Genomic DNA, 17,931 nt, shown 5'->3' with positions numbered 1-17,931 from the left:
TCTCGAGATGAACGTCTCCCATCAGGAAGCAGTTCAACAGCAGCTCGTGGCCGCGTTGGTGGAGAGGACCGGGTATGTGCCGGAGCTCTTCGCGCCCCATGTCGGACTCGTGGAGGACCTCGGGCTGACGCCCTCGGAGGTCCAGGACGCGGTGTCCTCCGTCGAGCGCAAGTTGCAGGTCCCGGTCGGCGCGCGCGTGGACGGCGCGACGGTGGCGCTGCTCGCCAAGGGACTCTCGAAGCACCTGGACAAAGGAACGACCGTGGAGAGGGACGTGGAAGTCTCGTTGGAGCAGGTGCTGGCCTTCGTCGATGACTGCGCGGCTCGAAGCGACCGGCCCGTCCTGGAGACGGTCCTCGTGGAGACGCGAGGGGCGCTCGCCCGGCTCGATGCCGCGTCCGCGCGTCCCGCGCTCGCCATCGCCGCCGCCGAGCCCGTGAAGCAGGCGGGCGGAGTGGATGGCGAGGCGGTGATGAAGCTGCTGGTGGGTGCGTTGGTGGAGAGGACGGGGTACCCGGCGGAGATGCTCGAGGCGGAGCTGGACCTCGAGGCGGACCTGGGCATCGACACGGTGAAGCAGGTGGAGGCCTTCGCGATGGCGAGGGTGTACCTGAACGTGGAGAAGGACGAGAACTTCCGGCTGCGGGACCACAACACGCTGCGGAAGATGGTGGAGTACCTGACGAGCAGGGCGCCCGCCGCGGCGGCCCCCGCGCCCCAGGCTCCCGTGGCGACCGTGGCTCCGGTGTCGAGCGCGCCGAGCGCCGACGCCATCCTTCTGCTGCTGCGGGACGCGATGGCGGCGAAGACGGGCTACAGCCTGGACATCCTCCAGCCGCAGCTGGACCTGGAGGTGGACCTGGGCATCGACACCATCACCCAGGTCGAGGTCTTCGCCCACGCGCGCATGACCTACGGGGTGGAGCGGGACGACAAGTTCCGCGTGCGTCACTACAACACGCTGCAGAAGATGGCGGAGTACCTGGCGGGCAGGGCCGCCGCGGTCGCGGGGCCTGTGCCTGCGAAGACCACGCCTGTCGCGACGAGTGCTTCCGTCGTGGTGCCACCCGCGCCGGTGGGAGAAGCCGCGAAGGCTTCGCCTGATTCCTCGCGGTCCTCCGTTGCCTCCACCGTGACGGCATCCGCGCTGGAGGGCGGGGCCCTCAAGGCTTCGTCCGACACCTCGCGGGTGTCCGCTGCCTCCACGGGGGCGGCCTCCGCGCCGGTGGGAGAAGCCGCGAAGGCTTCGCCCGACGCCTCGCGGTCGCCCGCTGCGTCCGTCTCCGGGGCGCCGCGCGCCGCGTGGGGGGAAGCCGTCGGCTCATCGCCGCCGGTGCGGGCTGCGAGGTCGTCGACCGAGGACGTGAAGCCCTCCGCCTTCGTGACCGAGGCTGCGCGAGCGCCCGTGGTCGCTGCGTCCGCTTCCGCCGTGTCCCAGCCGGTGGCGTCTCCGGCGCCGAAGGCGAGCACCGTGGATGGCGACGCGGTGATGAAGCTGCTGGTGGGTGCGTTGGTGGAGCGGACGGGATACCCGGCGGAGATGCTGGAGGCGGAGCTGGACCTCGAGGCGGACCTGGGCATCGACACGGTGAAGCAGGTGGAGGCCTTCGCGATGGCGAGGGTGTACCTGAACGTGGAGAAGGACGAGAACTTCCGGCTGCGGGACCACAACACGCTGCGGAAGATGGTGGAGTACCTGACGAGCAGGGCGCCCGCCGCGGCGGCCCCCGCGCCCCAGGCTCCCGTGGCGACCGCCGCTCCCACCCCGGGCCCCACGGTGCAGGAGGTGCAGTCCTTCCTGGTCTCCGTGCTCCAGGGAAAGACGGGCTACAACATCGAGCTCATCCAGCCCGACCTCGACCTGGAGGTCGACCTGGGCGTGGACACCGTCACGCAGATTGAAGCGTTCGCCATGGCCCGCGAGAAGTTCGGCGTGGCGCGCAACGAGAAGTTCCGGGTCCGCAACTACAACACCGTGCGGAAGATGTCGGAGTACCTGGTCGCCAACGCCGTGGTGGCGCCCGCGTTAGCGGAGGCGGCTCCCGCCGCGAAGCAGGGCACGCTCGGTCTGGATGACGTCCGTCGCTTCATCGCCCGCTGCGAGGCGAGCGGAGACACCGCGTCGCTGCGGCGACTGGCCGAGCACCTCGAGGGGCGCTTGAAGTCCGCGTCGCAGTCGGTGTCGCCGCCGGCCCAGCTCGCGGGCAAGCGCTACGAGGTCCACCCCGTGGAGCTGGCCCCGCAGGTCGATGCCCCGAGCGTCGCGCACCTGAAGGGCAAGACGCTCGGCATCTCCACGGACGCGCATGGCGCCTACAAGGCCCTGGCGCAGATGCTGGAAGCCGCGGGCGCGCGGGTCGTCATCCTGTCCTCCGGCCCCGCGCCGGAGCAGGGCGTGTCCCTGGACTGGCGTCACCCCGAGAGCGCCGGCCGCGCGCTGAAGGAGCTCCAGGAGAAGCAGCCGCTGGATGGCCTCATCCTCCTGCACACCACGGCGCCCACCGCGAAGCTGGACGAGCAGGAGGCCTCGGCCTGGGCGTCCACCGTCAACACCTTCTCCCTGGGGCTGTACCAGAGCGCGCTCGCCGTCTACGACCGCATCGGCGCGCTGCCCGGGGGCGGCTGGTACCTGGTGGCCACGGCGGGCGGAGGCCTCTTCGGTCACGCCAATGCGCAGGGCCGCATCCCGCTGGCCGGCGCGGCGGGCGGCTTCGTCAAGTGCCTGCGGCGGGAGCTGCCCGGCTCGCGCTGCAAGGTCGTGGACCTGGATGGCCAGGACGCGTCGCAGTGGGCGCGGCAGGTCTGGAACGAGCTGGTCAGCGCGGACCTCGATGTCGAGGTCGGCTACACCGGCGGCCGTCGCTACGTCTTCCGTGACATCGAGACGTCCTTCCCGAAGGCGTCCGCGCCGGTGTCGCTCCGGCCCGGCTCGGTGGTGGTCGTCTCGGGTGGAGGCCGCGGCGTCGTCTACCCGTGCGCGAAGCTGCTCGCGAAGTCCACTGGCGCCCGCGTCATCATCACGGGCCGCACCGTGCCGCCGAGCGGCAACGAGGAGTGGCTGAAGGTGCCCGAGGCGGAGCTGCCCGCCTATCGGATGTCCTTCATCAAGCGCTACCTCGCGGAGCACCCGGGGAAGACGCCGGTGCAGGCGCGGCGCGTCTTCGACTCCGACATCGCCAACCGGCGTGAGCTGCACCGCAACCTCGAGGACTGCCGGAGCCAGGGCATCTCGCTCGAGTACAAGGTCTGCGACATGACCGACGTGGGCGCGGTGCGGGCCCTGCTGGCCGACGTGCGCCGCGAGCATGGCCGCATCGACGGTATCGTCCACGGCGCCACCATCGAGGAGTCCAAGAGCCTGCCGATGAAGTCCTCGGACGCGTTCGTCCGGACGCTCGCGTCGAAGGCGCACCTGTGGCAGGTGCTCGCGCAGGAGACCTGGAACGACGACCTCCAGTTCTTCATCAACTTCGGCTCGGGCAGCGGTCGCTACGGCAACAAGGGGCAGACGGACTACTCGCTGGCCAACTACCTCGTCGCCAAGGCGGGGCTCGTCTACTCCACGCTGCGGCCCGGCGTGCGGAGCGTGACGGTCGACTGGCCGGTGTGGGTGGGCGCCGGAATCGTGGAGAACAACGCGGACTACCTGGAGCGCCTGCGCGCCATGGGCATCTGCGTCATCCACGTCGACGAGGGCGCGTACTGGTTCGTCGGGGAGCTGCTGTACGGCGGCTCGGCGGGCGAGGTCGTCATCGCGGACGAGCGCACCTTCGAGACGCTGAACCTGCCCCGCCACGACAAGGAGGCGCTCCGCGTCGTCGGCAAGGAGGCTGGCGGAACCCGCTATGCCATCTGATTCGTCCGCATCCCTCCCGTTGGTGGTGCTGTCGGGCCGGCCCCATGAGGTCGGCCGGCAGTACGGCGCCCTCATGCGGGAGGAGATCGCCCACGCCGTCTCCATCGAGGGCGAGTCCATCCGTCCCATGCTGGAGAAGCTTGGCGTGACGGAGCAGGCCATGCGGGAGCGCATGGCGGCGCTCGCGGCGCTGTTGCCCGAGGACATCCACGAGGAGGTCCGAGGCGTCTCGGACGCGAGCGGCTTCCCGAGGGAGACCATCCTCTACCACACGCTCGTGCTCGACATCCTCTCGGGCGCGCCCATCGGCTGCTCGCAGTTCGCGGCCTTCGGGCGCGCGACGACGGGCGGGAAGGTCCTCCACGGGCACAACCTGGATGTGCCGTACCCGTCGCTGGCGAAGTTCCTGCGCCCCACGTGTGTCGTGTACCGGCTGGAGGGGCGCATCCCGTACGTGTCCGTCACGTTCTGGCCCGCGGCGCTGGGCGTGTGCTCGGGGATGAACGCGGCGGGCTTGAGCCTGGGCGTCAACGTCCCCGTCGCGCCGCTGGACCCGCGCGTGTTCTATCCGCTCACGTTCCAGAACCGGGAGGTGCTGTCGCGCGCGCGAACGCTCGACGAGGCCCGCGCCGTGCTGGAGGCGACTGCGCGCGGTGGGAGCTGGAACCTGATGCTCACCCATCGCTCGGGACAGGCGATGGTCTGGGAACAGGTGGGGGCGCACTCCGGCCAGTACACGGCGCCGCCGGAGCAGGACTTCGTCGTCTCCACCAACCACCTGCGCGTCGCGCACAAGGCGGCTCGGGGCCACGAGGCCGTGGCGCTGGAGATGCTCCAGGACATGCAGGAGGACTCGCTCCATCGCTATCGGCGCCTGGAGCACCTGGTCCGTGAGCGGCGCGGAGACCTCACGCTCGACACCGCCGTCGACTTCCTGCGCGACAGCGAGGGCGCCACCCCGTCGATGAAGTCCATCTGCCGGGCGGACAACGCGCTGAGCATGGCGTACGAGCCGGAGTCGCTGACGCTGGACTTCGCGGCGGGGGCCATCCCGGCCGCGCTGGCCACGCGGCGACGCTTGCAACTGGGGCCCTTGTTCCAGGGCGCCGCGCCCGAGGCTCGGGAGCAGGGCGGCTTCCCGATGCTCGGGAGCGCGCGGGAGCAGGGCTGCTGGGCTCGGACGTTCGCGCTCCAGGAGGACGTGTACCTGGAGGAGCATCGGGTCAACGGAATCCCCGTGTTGCCCGGCGCCGCGGCCATCGAGTGGCTCGCGGAGGTGGCCGCGGTCGCGGGTGAGGGCGACGTGTGCGAAGTGCGCGACGTGTCGCTGGAGAAGTTCATCCGCGTCCGGCCCGAGCGTCCGACCGAGGCCTGTGTCCGGGCCGTGCGCCGCGACGAGGTGTGGGAGGTCTGTGCGTACGCGGACCTGCTCAATCCCCGAGGCGCGGTGTTGCGCTCGGACGTGCTGCACTACCGCGCCCAGGTGCGACTGGGGGCTCGCCACCCGCGGGTGATTCCTCCCGGCTTCGCCAAGGCGCGCGGCGCGGAAGGGGAGCTGCCCTTCAGCCGCTCCTACGTGAAGGACGCCTACTTCCACGTCGGGGCGCCGTTCCGCATCGTGGATTGGATCAGCTACCCCGGGCCGCGCGACGCCGTCGCGAGCCTGCGGGTCCCCGAGCCGACGGGCTACTTCGCCTCCGTGCCGAGGGCCCGCTTCTGGCTGGACCCCTTCGTCCTGGACGGTTGCTTCCAGCTCGCGGGGACGCTGGGCATCCTCCACAACCTCCGGGCTCCGGTCCCCAAGGGCGTGCACCGGCTGGTGCTGGGGCGCACGCCTGGGGCGGGTGAGCGGCTCGGCGTTCGCGCGCGGCTGAACCGCGAGGTGGGCGAGCTGCTGTTCTACGACTTTACCGTCTGGGACGAGGCGGGACGCATCTGCCTGGAGGCGCACGACTACTGCTCCATCAGCGTGGACGCGTACACCCCCGAGCAGAAGGTGTACCTGCGCACGTCCCTGGACCCTTCCGGTGGGCTGCATTCCTCCGAGCCGAAGGTGCGCGCGCATGCCAGCTGAAGCGCAGGAGCCCATCGCCATCATCGGCATGGGGTGTGTCCTCCCGGACGCCCATGACGTGCCCACGTTCTGGCAGAACCTCCTGGCGGGACACGTGGCGGTGCGGCCGCTCACCGGCGCGCGCTGGGACTGGAGCGCGTATGGCAGCGACGACCCGAACGCGGTCGACCGGACGACGTCCTTCCTCGGCGCGCCCGTCGAGGGGCTGAAGTTCGACTGGAAGAAGTTCAAGGTCCCGCCCATCGAGACGCGCCTGCTGCACACCATCGAGATGATGGTGCTGGAGTCCGCCGTCCAGGCGATGACGAGCGCGGGCTACACCCCGGAGCGCGAGTTCGCGCGGGACCGGGTCGCGGTGATTGCCGGCTCCAGCGGCATGGGGCGCAAGAGCAACCTGGGCTTCAACACCAAGTGGCGGCTGCCCGAGTTGCTGCGCGCCGCGAGCCAGACGGAGGCCTGGAAGGAGCTCTCCCCGGAGCAGGCCGGACTCGTCGCTCGGCAGGTCCAGGAGGAGCTCGTCCGGCAGCACATCGACGGCTCGGACGACTGGGCCTTCTGGGGCTTCATGAGCCCGGTGCTGGGGCGCGTGTGCAGCCTCTTCGACTTGCACGGGCCGCACTTCTGTGTGGACGCACACGCCGCTTCGGGGCTCGCCGCGCTGGAGACGGCGGTGCAGGGGCTGATGAGCGGGGAGTGGGACATGGCGCTGGTGGGCGCGGCCAGCCCCGCACTGTCGCCCATGGAGTATGTGCTGCACGACAAGCTGCGCCGGCTGTCGAAGCGCGGCGTGTTCCCGCTGGACGCTCGGGCGGATGGCACCGCGCTGGGCGAAGGCGCGGTGATGTTCCTGCTCAAGCCGCTGGAGGCCGCGCGCAGGGATGGTGACCCCATCCAGGGCGTGCTCCGAGGCGTGGGCGGAGTGAACCGGGGCGCGGGCCCTTCGATGACGGCCACGGACGCGCAGGCGCATCGCAGGGCGGCCGAAGAGGCGCTCCGACGCGCGGCGGTGGCGGCCGACTCGGTCTGCTTCGTGGAGACGGGCGCCACGGGTGTCCCCTCGTGGGATGCCCACCTCGTCGAGGGCCTGTCGGACGCATACAGGGGCTCCAACGGTGTATCGATCGGCGCCATCTCCGAGTCGGTGGGGGACCTGCAGACGGCGTCGAGCCTCGCCGCGATGCTCAAGGTCCTGTTGAGCTTGCGTGAGCGGACCCTCGTTCCGCAGCGCTCCTTCCGGACGCTCCATCCGGACGTCGCGCCAGGTGGCACGTCGCCGCGGGTCCTCACGGAGCAGGCCGCGCTGACGCGAGGTCCACGCCGGGCGGCCGTCCATGCGGCGGGCTTCGGAGGTGTCGCGTGGCACGCGGTGGTGGAGGCATATGACGCACAGGCGCCCCAGGTCCGTGGCCGCGCGCCGCGTCCTCCGGCGGAGCCCATCGCGATGGTGGGATTCGCGTGCAAATACCCCGACGCGCCGAGCCCCGAGGTCCTCTGGGAGAACGCGCTGAAGGGGCACTGCGCGGTGGGCGACATCCCCGAGTCGCGCTGGCCGGTGTCGCTCTACCACGACGCCTCGCGGGCCTGGGGTGGGACGAGTCGGGAGACGTTCTTCCGCGTGTACTCGCCCAAGGCCGCGCTGGTGGCGGAGGCGTCGTTCCGCTTCACGGAGTTCGGCATTCCTCCGAACGCGGTGGCGCGCATGGACCCGGCGCAGCGCTGGACGCTGGAGGTCGCGAAGGCCGCTGTCGCCGACGCGGGTCGTGCGTTGCCCTCGGAGCGCACGGCCGTCATCGTGGCCACCACGCCGGGCAACCTGCAGGAGATCGCCGTGGAGACGCGGCTGGCGTTCCCGGAGCTCGCGGGCGTCTACCGACAGGTGCTGTCGCGCTCGGGATTGCCCACGGACCGCGTGGAGCGCTTCATCACGCAGGCGCGCGAGGCCTTCCAGGGACAGCAGCCGCCCATCTCCTCCGATTCGCTGCCGGGCATCCTCAACAGCGCGCCGGCCACCCGCGTGGCCCGGGCCCTGGATGTCCGAGGCCCCGCGTTCACGGTGGAGTCCGCCTGTGCGTCGACGCTCACCGCGCTGAGCCTGGCCATCCAGGGGCTGCGCGATGGCCGGTGGGACGTGGCCGTGGTGGGCGGCGTGTGGTCGCAGATCACCGCGCCCTACTGCGTGAACATGTGCTTCGTCGGCGCCATCTCCCCGAAGGGGCGGATGCGGCCGTTCTCGCAAGAGGCGGACGGGTTCGTGCACGGCGAGGGCTGCGGCATCTTCGTGCTGAAGCGGCTCTCGGATGCGAAGCGGGACGGCGGCCGCATCCACGCCTTGATTCGCGGCGTCGGTGGTTCGACCGACGGTCGCGGCAAGTCCATCTTCGCGAGCCAGGCTCGCGGCCAGGCGCTGGCGATGCGTCGGGCCCTGCGGGACAGCGGCGTCGGCGCGGAGAGCATCCAGTACGTCGAGGCGCATGCGACGGGGATGCTGGAGGGAGACCTGCCCGAGGCGGGCGCGCTGGTGGAGGTCTACGGCCGCGAGGCCCGGCCGGTGCGGATTGGCGCCATCAAGCCGCACATCGGACATTCCTACATCGCGTCTGCTGGAGCAGGTGTCCTCCGCGCGGTGCTCGCGCTCCAGCGAGGCGTGTTCCCTCCGCTCCTCACGGGGGCCGAGCTGAACGCGCGGCTGGCCTCGTGCGAGGGGCCCTTGTCCTTCGCTCGCGACGCCAGCCCCTGGCAGGTGGGCGACGCGCCCCGACGCGCGGCCGTCAATGCGTACGGGTTCGGTGGCACGAACTACCACCTCATCCTCGAGGAGTACCGTGACACTCCCTGACCTCGACTGGGAGCCCGCGAGTGGCCCTGTCGCCGTGGTGCTGCCGGGTGGGCAGCGCGTCACGTTGATGGTGGTGCCGCTGGCGCACGTGCGCCGTGCCTGGCCCGCGCGGCCCGATGGGCTCATCTCCCGCGTCCTCACTCCGGCGGAGCTGGCGGTGAGCGGGATGCATGTGGTGCTCGCGCGGCGCGTGGCGCACCTGGCGGGCCGCATCGCCGCGAAGCTGGCGCTGTGCGCGCATCTGGACGCGCAGGGACACGGCGTGTCACCCCAGGACGTGGGCCTCACGCAGATGCTGGCCGGGCCGGAGCAGGGGCGCCCCGTGGCGCAGCTGCCCCCTGGCGTGCCCGCGTGTGACGTGTCCATCACCCACTCGCGCGAGCTCGCGATGGCGGTGGTGACGAGCCATGGCCGCGTGGGGTTGGACCTGGAGCGCGTCGTGCCTCGGGGCGCGGCGTTCCAGGACGAGGTGTTCATCCGGGATGAGCGCGTGTGGCTCGAGGCGCGGGCCCGGCTCTGGCAACGGTCGCCGGATGAGCTGTGGAACCTGGGCTGGTGCCTCAAGGAGGCGCTGGTGAAGTGCACGGGACAAGGGCTGAGGGCGGCGCTGCAGCAGGTGACGTTCTCCGGCTGGAGGGAGGCCGAGGTGGAGGAGCTCCGGCTCGCGCCGCTGACGGGCGGGGCGGATGCGCTCGTCCGCTCCATCCATCTGGACGTCCCAGGGCGGCGGGAGCAGGCCGTCTCCGGAGTGCTCGTGGCGGGGCAGGGCTATGCGCTGGCGGTCCTCCACGACACGCGCGAGGACTGGCGTCGGGTGGGGCAGGGGTGGCGGCTGGCCCCGGGAGCGGCCTCGACATGAGCGCGCAGGGGCCGACGCTGGGGGAGGTGAGCGCCACCGACGGGAGCTGGCGCTTCGAGCGCGGGGTCGACATCCGCACGGACCCCTATCTCCTGGACCATGTCGTCGAGGGCGCACCGGTGTTCCCCGCCGCGTATCTGGTGGGGCTGATGACGCAGGCGGCGCACCGGATGCAACCGGAGCGGCAGGTGCTCGGCGTGCGCGACGTGCGCTTCGTGCAGGCCGCGCGCTTCAAGGACACAAGGGCGCTGCAGTTCTCCGTCACGGCGGAGGCCGCGGAGGCGAACCGCGTCACGGTGGGCATCTCCTCCAGCATGGCGCCGCCTCGCGAGGGCTTCCCGCGCATCCACAGGACGCATGCCTCGGGTGAGGTGCGGATGGGGGAGCGCGTCGAATCGCCCGCGCGCTTCCGGCCTTTGGACTTCACGGGTGCGGAGAGCTACGAGGCGCTGTACCGGCTGCCTCGTGAGATTCAGCACGGGCCCACGTTCCTGGCGGGCCTGCGGTATCGGCGTCCCGCGCAAGACCAGCTCCTCGCCGTGGTCGCGCCGCCGGGCCACTCCAAGTCCGGCTGGCAGGAGGGCCCGAGGGCGCCGGGTTGGCCCGCGGCCCTGCTCAACGCCATCCTGCACGTCGCGTTCTCGCTGGGAGTGCTGTGCCGCGAGCGGACGGTGCTCCCGTTGGAACTCGCGTCCGGCGAGCTGCACGCGATTCCGCGCGGAGAGGTCCAGGTGTTCGCGCGGAGGACCTCGGCCCACGATGACCTGCAGACCTTCCACGTCGTCGCGTGGGACGAGCAGGGACGACGGGTCGCGCTCTTCCGCGGGTTCTCCGTGCGGGAGGTGCCATGAGCACCCCTCGCTTCAGACCTGTCGCCATCGTGGGAGTCGGCTGTGTCCTCCCGCGCGCGAACGACGTCGAGTCCTTCTGGACGCAGGTGATGACGGGGGCCTCGGCGCTGGGCCCGCTGGACGCTCGGGAGTTCCCGTCGGAGTGGTACTTCGCGGCCGAGCGCTCGGCCCCGGACCGCACGCACAGCCTCCACGGCGCGCTCGTGGAGGAGCCCCGGCTGGACGCGAAGAAGTACCGGATTCCGCCCAAGGTGCTCCGGGACATGCACCGGATGCAGCTGGCGTTCATCGAGGCCACGGCGCAGGCGCTCGACGATGCGCGCGATGGGCTCGGCGCGGTGGCTCCGGAGCGCATCGGCCTGGTGTTGGGTTCTCTGGGCGGTGGCCTTCGCCCGGGCTCGCGGGTGCAGGCCCGGCTGGTGGACATGCTGCGCTCGCTGGCTGCGTCGACGACGTTGAGCGCGCGTCACCCAGGGCTCGCCTCCGAGCTCGCGGAGGTGCTCACCCGGCAGCTCGACGCGGAGCTGGGCGGCACCAGTGAGACGGAGGCGACCGCGTCCTTCAGCAGCATCTGGGCAGGGAGGGCCGCCAAGCTCTTCGACCTGCGTGGCCCGCACTTCGCCGTGGACGCTGGGTATGCCTCCTCGCTCGCGGCGCTCCAGAGCGCCAGTCTGCAGCTCAACGCCGGTGACTGTGACGCGGTGGTGGTGGCGGGATGCAGCCAGCTGCTGACGCCGCATGACCTGGTCGCGTTCAGCAAGCTGGGCGGCCTGGGCACGACCGTGTTGGCGCCGTTCGACCGTCGTTCGAGCGGCACGCTGCTGGGCGAGGGCGTCGGGGTGTTCGTCCTGCGTCGCCTGGACGACGCGGTGTCCGCGGAGGCGAAGGTCCACGCGGTCATCCGCGGCATCGGCGCGGCCTCGGAGGGACAGGGCCCATCGTTGGTGGTGCCGGAGTCGAAGGGGCAGGTGCTCGCGATGCGCCGGGCCTACGCCCAGGCGGGTTACGGGCCCCGTGACGTGCAGTACGTCGAGTGCCATGCGGCGGGGATTCCCAGCGAGGACGCGACGGAGTTCCAGAGCCTGCGCACGCTCTGGAGAGAGGAAGCGGGTGCCGCTCCCGTCATGCTGGGAGGGGTCAAGGAGCTGACGGGCCACCTCCAAGCCGCTTCGGGTGCGGCGGGGCTGCTCAAGGCCACGCTGGCGCTGAGCCGTCAGGTGCTGCCTGCGCAGCGCTCCTTCGAGGCGGGCGCGGAAGGAATCTCGCTGGAAGGCACGCCCTTCTACTTCGCGAAGCAAGGCACGCCCTGGCCGGCGGTGGCGGGTGGACTGCGGCGGGCCTCCGTCAGCGCGTTCGGCTTCGGCGGGCTGAGCTTCCACCTGACGCTCGAGGAGTTCTCCTCCGAGACCCACTCGAGACTGGCGCGCACGCTGCCGCCTCCTCGGCCCTCCGAGCCGGTGGCCATCGTGGGCCTGGGCGGTGTGTTCCCTGGCGCCGCGAACGTGGAGCAGCTGTGGAGCAACCTGCTGGCGAAGCACTGCGCGATTGGCGCCATGCCGCCGGAGCGGGCGGAGACCGCGCGCTACCTGGACCCCACGCGCAAAAGCAAGGCCCGGCCCTACACGAACCTCGTGGGCACCATCGTCGACGGGAGCTGGCCCCAGGAACAGGTCCGCATCCCCGACGAGGTCGCGGCGCAAATCGACCGGGGGCAGAGCTGGACGATGCGGGCCGCACTGCAGGCGCTCCAGGACTCGGGGACGGTCGACGCGAAGCGCGTGGGGCTCGCGATGGGCTACATGCCTCCCCTGGAGCGCGAGTTCCAGACGCAGGCGCGCGTGTACCACGCCGAGTTCGACGGACGCCTGGCCGAGCACCTGCGCCAGCGTGGCGTCGACGACGCGACGGCTGCGCTCATCCGGGGCGAGGTGGAGCGGGACTACAAGAAGGACCTGCCCCCCATCACCGACCAGACGCTGCCCGGTTACCTGGGCAGCCTCGCGGTGGGACGCGTCGCGCACCACCTGGACTTCCAGGGCCCGGCGATGATGGTGGAGTCCGCGTGTGCCTCCAGCCTCGCGGCGGTGGAGCTGGGCGCTCAGTGGCTGAGCACGGGGGAGTGTGACCTGGTGCTCGCGGGCGGCATGTATGCGTCGCTCGGGGTGGATGGGCTGGTCCAGTGGTGCTCATTCGGAGGACTGTCCCAGAGCGGCTCGTTCCCCTTCGATGCGCGCGCGGATGGCTACGTGACGAGCGAGGGCGCCGCGATGCTCGCGCTGAAGCGGCTCTCCGACGCGGAGGCCGCGGGGGACCGCGTCTATGCCGTGATTCGCGCGGTGGCGGGAGCGACGGACCCGAAGAGCGCCTCCATCTGGGCGCCGTCCTCGGAGGGACAGGTCCAGGCCGTGCGCCGGGCCGTGGAGAAGGCGGGCGTCTCGCCGGACGAGCTCCAGTACCTGGAGGGCCACGGCACGGGGACACCCGTGGGAGACCCCGTCGAGGTGGAGACGTACCGCGCCGTCTACGGACAGGGACGCGTCGGGGGGCCGGTGCTGCTGGGCTCCATCAAGTCGAACCTGGGCCACCTGAACTCGGGGGCCGGCGCGGTGTCGCTGCTCAAGGTCGCGCTCGCGCTGCACCATGGACAGGTCCCACCCAACGTGGGCTTCGCGACGCCCAACCCGGCCATCCCCTGGCGGGAGCTGCCCTTCCGGGTGCCGACGGACATCGAGCCCTGGGCGGCCTCGGGCGAGGGGCCGCGTCGCGCCGGGGTCACCTCGCTGGGCCTGGGAGGCACCAGCTACCACGCCGTGGTGGAGGAGTTCTCCCCGCGTGAGTCGATGCCGCGTCCGCGCGACGGGCTGCTCGCGCGTCGGGTCGCGTGGGTGTTTCCTCATCGAGGCGCACGCAGTGCGGCGATGCTGCGCGAGCTGTCCGCGCGGTTTGCTTCCGTGAAGCAGACGCTCACGGAGGTCGGCTCCGCCTTCGAGTCGCTGACGGGGCAGCCTCTCCACGCGGCCTCGCGGGCCGAAGACGCCTTCGTCGCCGACGTGGCCGAGGTGCTCGCGGGCGTGGCGTACTACCGCCTCCTGCGCTCGTACGGACTGCGTGTCGATGTCCTGCTGGGGGAGGGGACGGGCGAGTACAGCGCGCTGGTCGCGAGCGGGATGCTCTCCGCGAAGGACGCGCTGAGCGCGCTGCGTCTGCGCTCCAGCCTCGGCGCGTCCGCCCACGCCATCGAGGGCCTCCCGCAGCTCCGCTCGGAGCTGACCCGCTTCACGTGGAGGGCTCCCGAGGTCGCGGTGCTCTCCGCCATCCATGGTCGGTACTACGAGGCACCGCTGCCCGAGGCGTTCCTCGCGCGGCACCTCGCCCTGCTGGACACGCAGCCGTCCCGCTTGGGCCCGCACGTGCGCCGCCTCCACGACGACGGCGTCCGGGTCTTCCTCGAGGCCGGCACTGGCGAGACGCTCGGGGCATGTCTCCAGGCGCTTCCGGACGTGGTCCGACTGGGGCACCCGGCCTCGACGGGTGAAGTCGCGCGCTTCCATCGCCTCCTGGCGTTCAGTGATGTCCACCGCTTGCTCAACGAGTCCGTGAGATGACTTCGCATCCGCAGTCCGCCAACCGGAAGTCCACGCCCATCGCCATCATCGGGGCCTCGTGCATGGTGGCGGGGACCGAAACGCCCGAGCAGCTCTGGCAATACATCGTCGCCGGGACGCCCCGGTTCGCGCAGGTGCCCGAGTCGCGCTTCCGGTGGGAGAGCTTCTACAGCCAGGACGCGTCCGACACGGAGAAGGGCGAGGTCTGGAGGGCGTCCTTCTTCGGCGAGCTGGAGCTGCCCTGGCGTGAGTACAAGGTCGGGCCGAAGATGCTCGACGAGCTGCACCGGTGCGAGCTGTACACCGTGGAGGCCATCCGTCGCGCGCTGGCGGATGCGCGCCTGCTGGAGCGTGAGTTCGCCCGGGAGCGGACCGCCGTCATCATGGGTGGTTCGGAGATGGGCTACGACTCGCGCATCACCCATCCGTTCCTCTGGCACCTGCCGCAGTTGATGGAGGCCATCCAGAAGGCCGTCGAGGACTCCGGGCTCCCCGAGGAGGCGCGCCGTCGCATCCTGGAGTCCTCGGAGAAGACGTTCCGCGAGGTCAGCCACCGCGAGTTCACCCGAGGCACCGTGTCGGGCATGAGCCTGGCCCTGGGGCGCGCCTGCTCGCTGTTCGACTTGAAGGGCCCGCACTTCGTGGTGAACTCGGCGTGCTCGTCCGTGCTCCTGGGGTTGGAGAGCGCGGTCAACGGGCTCTCGCTGGGGGACTACGACGTCGCGCTGGTGGGCGGCACCAGCCCGTACCTGACGCCCGCGCCCTTCGTCACCTTCGAGCGCATGCGCCTGCTCACCCGCGAGGCGCAGCCCCGGCCCTTCGACGCCAACGCCTCCGGGACGCTGCTGGGCGAGGGCACGGGCTTCTTCGTGCTGCGGCGTCTGGATGATGCGCTCAAGCAGGGCGACTCCATCCTCGGCGTCATCCGCGGAATCAGCGGCGCGAACGACGGCCGCCGGGGCGCGTTGATCAGCCCGCCCGTGGAGGCGCAGGTCACCGCGGCCCAGCGCGCCTATGAACTCGCGGGGTACGCGCCCGAGTCCGTGCAGTACCTGGAGTGCCACGCCAACGGCGTGGAGTTCCTGGAGGCCTCCGAGCTGACAGCCATGGGCAAGGTGTTCAACGGCCATGCGCCGGGTGGACTCACGCTGGGGTCGACGAAGAACATGGTGGGCTACCTGCTGTCGGCCTCCACGTTGCCCGGCATCGTCCGCACGCTGATGGCGCTCAAGCACCAGACGCTGCCGGCCCAGGCGCATGTGCGCGAGCTCCGGGACGAGCTGCGCGTGGAGGGCGCGCCGTTCCAGGTGCGCTCGCGGCCCGCGCCGTGGGAGGCGCCCGCCGGCGGAGTCCCGCGTCGCGCCGGAATCAACTCCCTGGCGATGGGAGGACAGGCCTACCACCTCACACTGGAGGAGTACCTGCCCGAGTACCACGCCCAACTCGTCGCGAGCCTCGGTCCTCCGCCGAAGCGGGAGCCCGTCGCCGTCGTCGCGTACGGCGCCCTCGCGCCCGGTGCGCGCGACAGCGACACGTTCTTCGAGAACGTGATGGCGAAGCAGGACTCCATCATCCGGATTCCGAAGGAGCGCTTCGACATCGACCGGTACTTCGGACCGGAGGGCGTGACAGGGAAGATCTATTGTCCGCTCGGCGGCTTCGTCGAGGACTTCACCTTCGACGAGAAGGCGTTCCTCATCCCGCCGACGCTGGCCGTCCAGCTGGACCGCTCACACGTCTTCGCGCTGACGGCCGCGGCGGAGGCGCTCCGCAAGACGACGGCGCCCCAGAAGGCCCCGAAGAGGACGGCCGTCTTCATGGCGGACATGCCGGGCCGCCTGCGCGAGCGCGAGGTGGAGCTGCGCATCGCCTACACGGAGATGGATGGGTTGTTCCGCCGCGTGCTCGAGGAGAGCGGGCTGGCCGCTGGCGCCGTCGATGGGCTCGCCCGTCGCGCGGAGGGGAACTTCAAGGCGCACATGGCGCCCATGACGCCGTATACGCACGCGGGATACGCGGGCAGCTCGGAGGCCACGCTCATCGCCCATGTGTATGGGTTCAAGGGCGCCACCGGCATCTACGAGAGCACCTGCGCGTCCTCGCTGGCGGCCATCGAGGCGGGGGTGGCGAACCTCCAGTTGGAGCTGGCCGACGTCGTGCTCGCGGGCGGCTCCTTCGCGGACCTGGCGCCGGAGCTGTATGCCATCAACTGCACCTTCCGGGGCATGAGTGGAACCGGGAGCCGTCCCTTCGACGCGGACGCGTCCGGCTTCATCCCGGGTGAGGGCGCGGGCGTCGTCGTGCTCAAGCGACTGAAGGACGCGGAGCGGGATGGGGACACCATCCTCGGGCTCATCAAGGGCATCGGCTCCTCCAGCGACGGCAAGGGCAAGTCGCTGCTCGCGCCCAACCCCGTGGGCCAGGAGCTGGCGGTCCGCCGTGCGCTGGAGCGCGCCAACGTCTCCCCTGCGTCCATCCAGTACATCGAGTGCCACGGCACGGCGACGCCGGTGGGGGACTTCACGGAGATCTCCACCTACTCGCAGGTGATGCAGGGGCGCGCGCCGGGCTCGGTGGGCATCGGCTCGGTGAAGTCGATGATTGGCCATCTGCACTCGGCCGCGGGGGTCATCAACCTGGTCAAGGTCTTGAAGAGCCTGGAGCACAAGGTGATGCCGCCGCAGCTCCACTGTGAGCGCCCCAACCCGGACATCGCCTGGGACACGGTGCCGTTCGAGGTCATCACCGAGCCTCGCGCCTGGGCTCCTCCCGCGGATGGAGGGCCGCGTCGGGCGGGCGTCAGCGCCTTCGGCATGGGCGGCACGAACTACCACCTCGTGGTGGAGGAGTACCGGGGGCGCCAGGACGACGAGGCGCTGAGCCCCGAGACCTTCCCGATGGTGGGCGCCGTGCTGGAGCGCACCCAGACGTCGCTGACCGCGCTGCGTGAGCTGCGTCTGGAGACGGACCCGTACCTTCGCGAGCACAAGGTGAATGGCGTCGCCGTGCTGCCGGGCACCTTCGGAATGGAGCTGATGGCCGAGGCGGCCTTGTTGCTGAGGCCAGGGCTCCAGGTGAGGGGACTGGAGTCGGTCCGCTACCACCAGGCCGCGAAGGTGTGGGAGGGCCGGAGCACGCGGCTGCTCGTCGATGCGCGGGCAGGGGGCGCGGATGCGTTCGGACGCGTGGCGGTGACGGTGCAGGTGGACATGGAGCTGCGGCCGCGCGCGGACCTGCCGCCCCTGCGACGCAAGCTCTACACGGGGACGGTGCTGCTCGGCGCGCGGCGGGACGGGGGCGACGTGACGGTGGAGGCCAGCACGGCGGCGCTCTTCACGGCGGAGGGACGTCAGGACTTCGGTCCATTCTACAACCAGGGCGAGGAGGCCTACCTGGGGCCTCGCATGCAGGGCTGCCGTCAGCTCCGGTTCGTGTCGGCCACGCAGCAAGCGGCGTGGGTGAAGGAGATGGGGACGCGCGACCTCTTCTCGTTCACGAGCACACCGCGCCTGCGGGTGTCACCGCTCGCGCTCGATGCCATCAACCACGCGGCGGGGATGACGGCGTACTACTCGCTGGAGTCGCTCGTGCTCCCGGAGGGGGCCGACAGCCTGCGGCTCCATGCTCCGCTCCCACAGGGGGAGGAGGTCGCCGTCCTCAGCACGTACCTGGGGATGCAGGATGGAATCGCCAGGCTTCGCGTCGTGGCCTTCCACCCCCGGACGCGTCAGGTCTACGTCGAGGTCGAGGGGCTGCGCTTCAGTGTGCTGGGACATCTGGGCCCGGTGCTCAAGCCCTTCCTCGATGGTCGCCAGAAAGGAATGTCGGGACGGGTGTAGCCCCTCGGCTC

General features: G+C 71.1%; 7 protein-coding genes. All 7 read left to right on the top strand.

Going from position 1 to position 17,931, the window contains the following annotated elements:
- The first annotated feature begins 7 nt into the window (after positions 1 to 7).
- From OWM54_RS08110 to OWM54_RS08080, 7 genes are read left to right on the top strand one after another with little or no spacing between them, the layout of a single operon-like run.
- Positions 8 to 3,856: a KR domain-containing protein gene (locus OWM54_RS08110; protein ID WP_267697119.1), complete on the top strand. Its 3,849-nt coding sequence runs from the start codon at positions 8 to 10 to the stop codon at positions 3,854 to 3,856.
- Positions 3,846 to 5,930, top strand: coding sequence for a C45 family autoproteolytic acyltransferase/hydolase (locus OWM54_RS08105; RefSeq protein ID WP_267697118.1), 2,085 nt, complete (start codon positions 3,846 to 3,848; stop codon positions 5,928 to 5,930). Before OWM54_RS08110 ends, OWM54_RS08105 begins: the two co-directional genes overlap by 11 nt.
- Positions 5,920 to 8,766 (top strand): polyketide synthase, encoded by a 2,847-nt coding sequence (locus tag OWM54_RS08100; protein ID WP_267697117.1) that lies wholly within the window; start codon positions 5,920 to 5,922, stop codon positions 8,764 to 8,766. Before OWM54_RS08105 ends, OWM54_RS08100 begins: the two co-directional genes overlap by 11 nt.
- Entirely contained in the window at positions 8,753 to 9,625 is an 873-nt protein-coding gene (locus OWM54_RS08095; protein WP_223748859.1) for a 4'-phosphopantetheinyl transferase family protein, read from the top strand. Before OWM54_RS08100 ends, OWM54_RS08095 begins: the two co-directional genes overlap by 14 nt.
- Positions 9,622 to 10,476, top strand: coding sequence for a polyketide synthase dehydratase domain-containing protein (locus OWM54_RS08090; protein WP_267697116.1), 855 nt, complete (start codon positions 9,622 to 9,624; stop codon positions 10,474 to 10,476). The genes OWM54_RS08095 and OWM54_RS08090 overlap by 4 nt, the downstream gene beginning before the upstream one ends.
- Complete coding sequence (locus OWM54_RS08085; protein ID WP_267697115.1) at positions 10,473 to 14,081, top strand: beta-ketoacyl synthase N-terminal-like domain-containing protein; 3,609 nt, start codon at positions 10,473 to 10,475, stop codon at positions 14,079 to 14,081. Before OWM54_RS08090 ends, OWM54_RS08085 begins: the two co-directional genes overlap by 4 nt.
- On the top strand, positions 14,078 to 17,920 hold the full coding sequence (locus tag OWM54_RS08080) for a beta-ketoacyl synthase N-terminal-like domain-containing protein (protein WP_267697114.1): 3,843 nt from the start codon (positions 14,078 to 14,080) through the stop codon (positions 17,918 to 17,920). Before OWM54_RS08085 ends, OWM54_RS08080 begins: the two co-directional genes overlap by 4 nt.
- Positions 17,921 to 17,931: the final 11 nt, after the last annotated feature.

This window comes from Myxococcus sp. MISCRS1, assembly GCF_026626605.1.
Taxonomy (GTDB): domain Bacteria; phylum Myxococcota; class Myxococcia; order Myxococcales; family Myxococcaceae; genus Myxococcus; species Myxococcus fulvus.
This window is presented reverse-complemented; position numbering and strand designations above follow the sequence as displayed.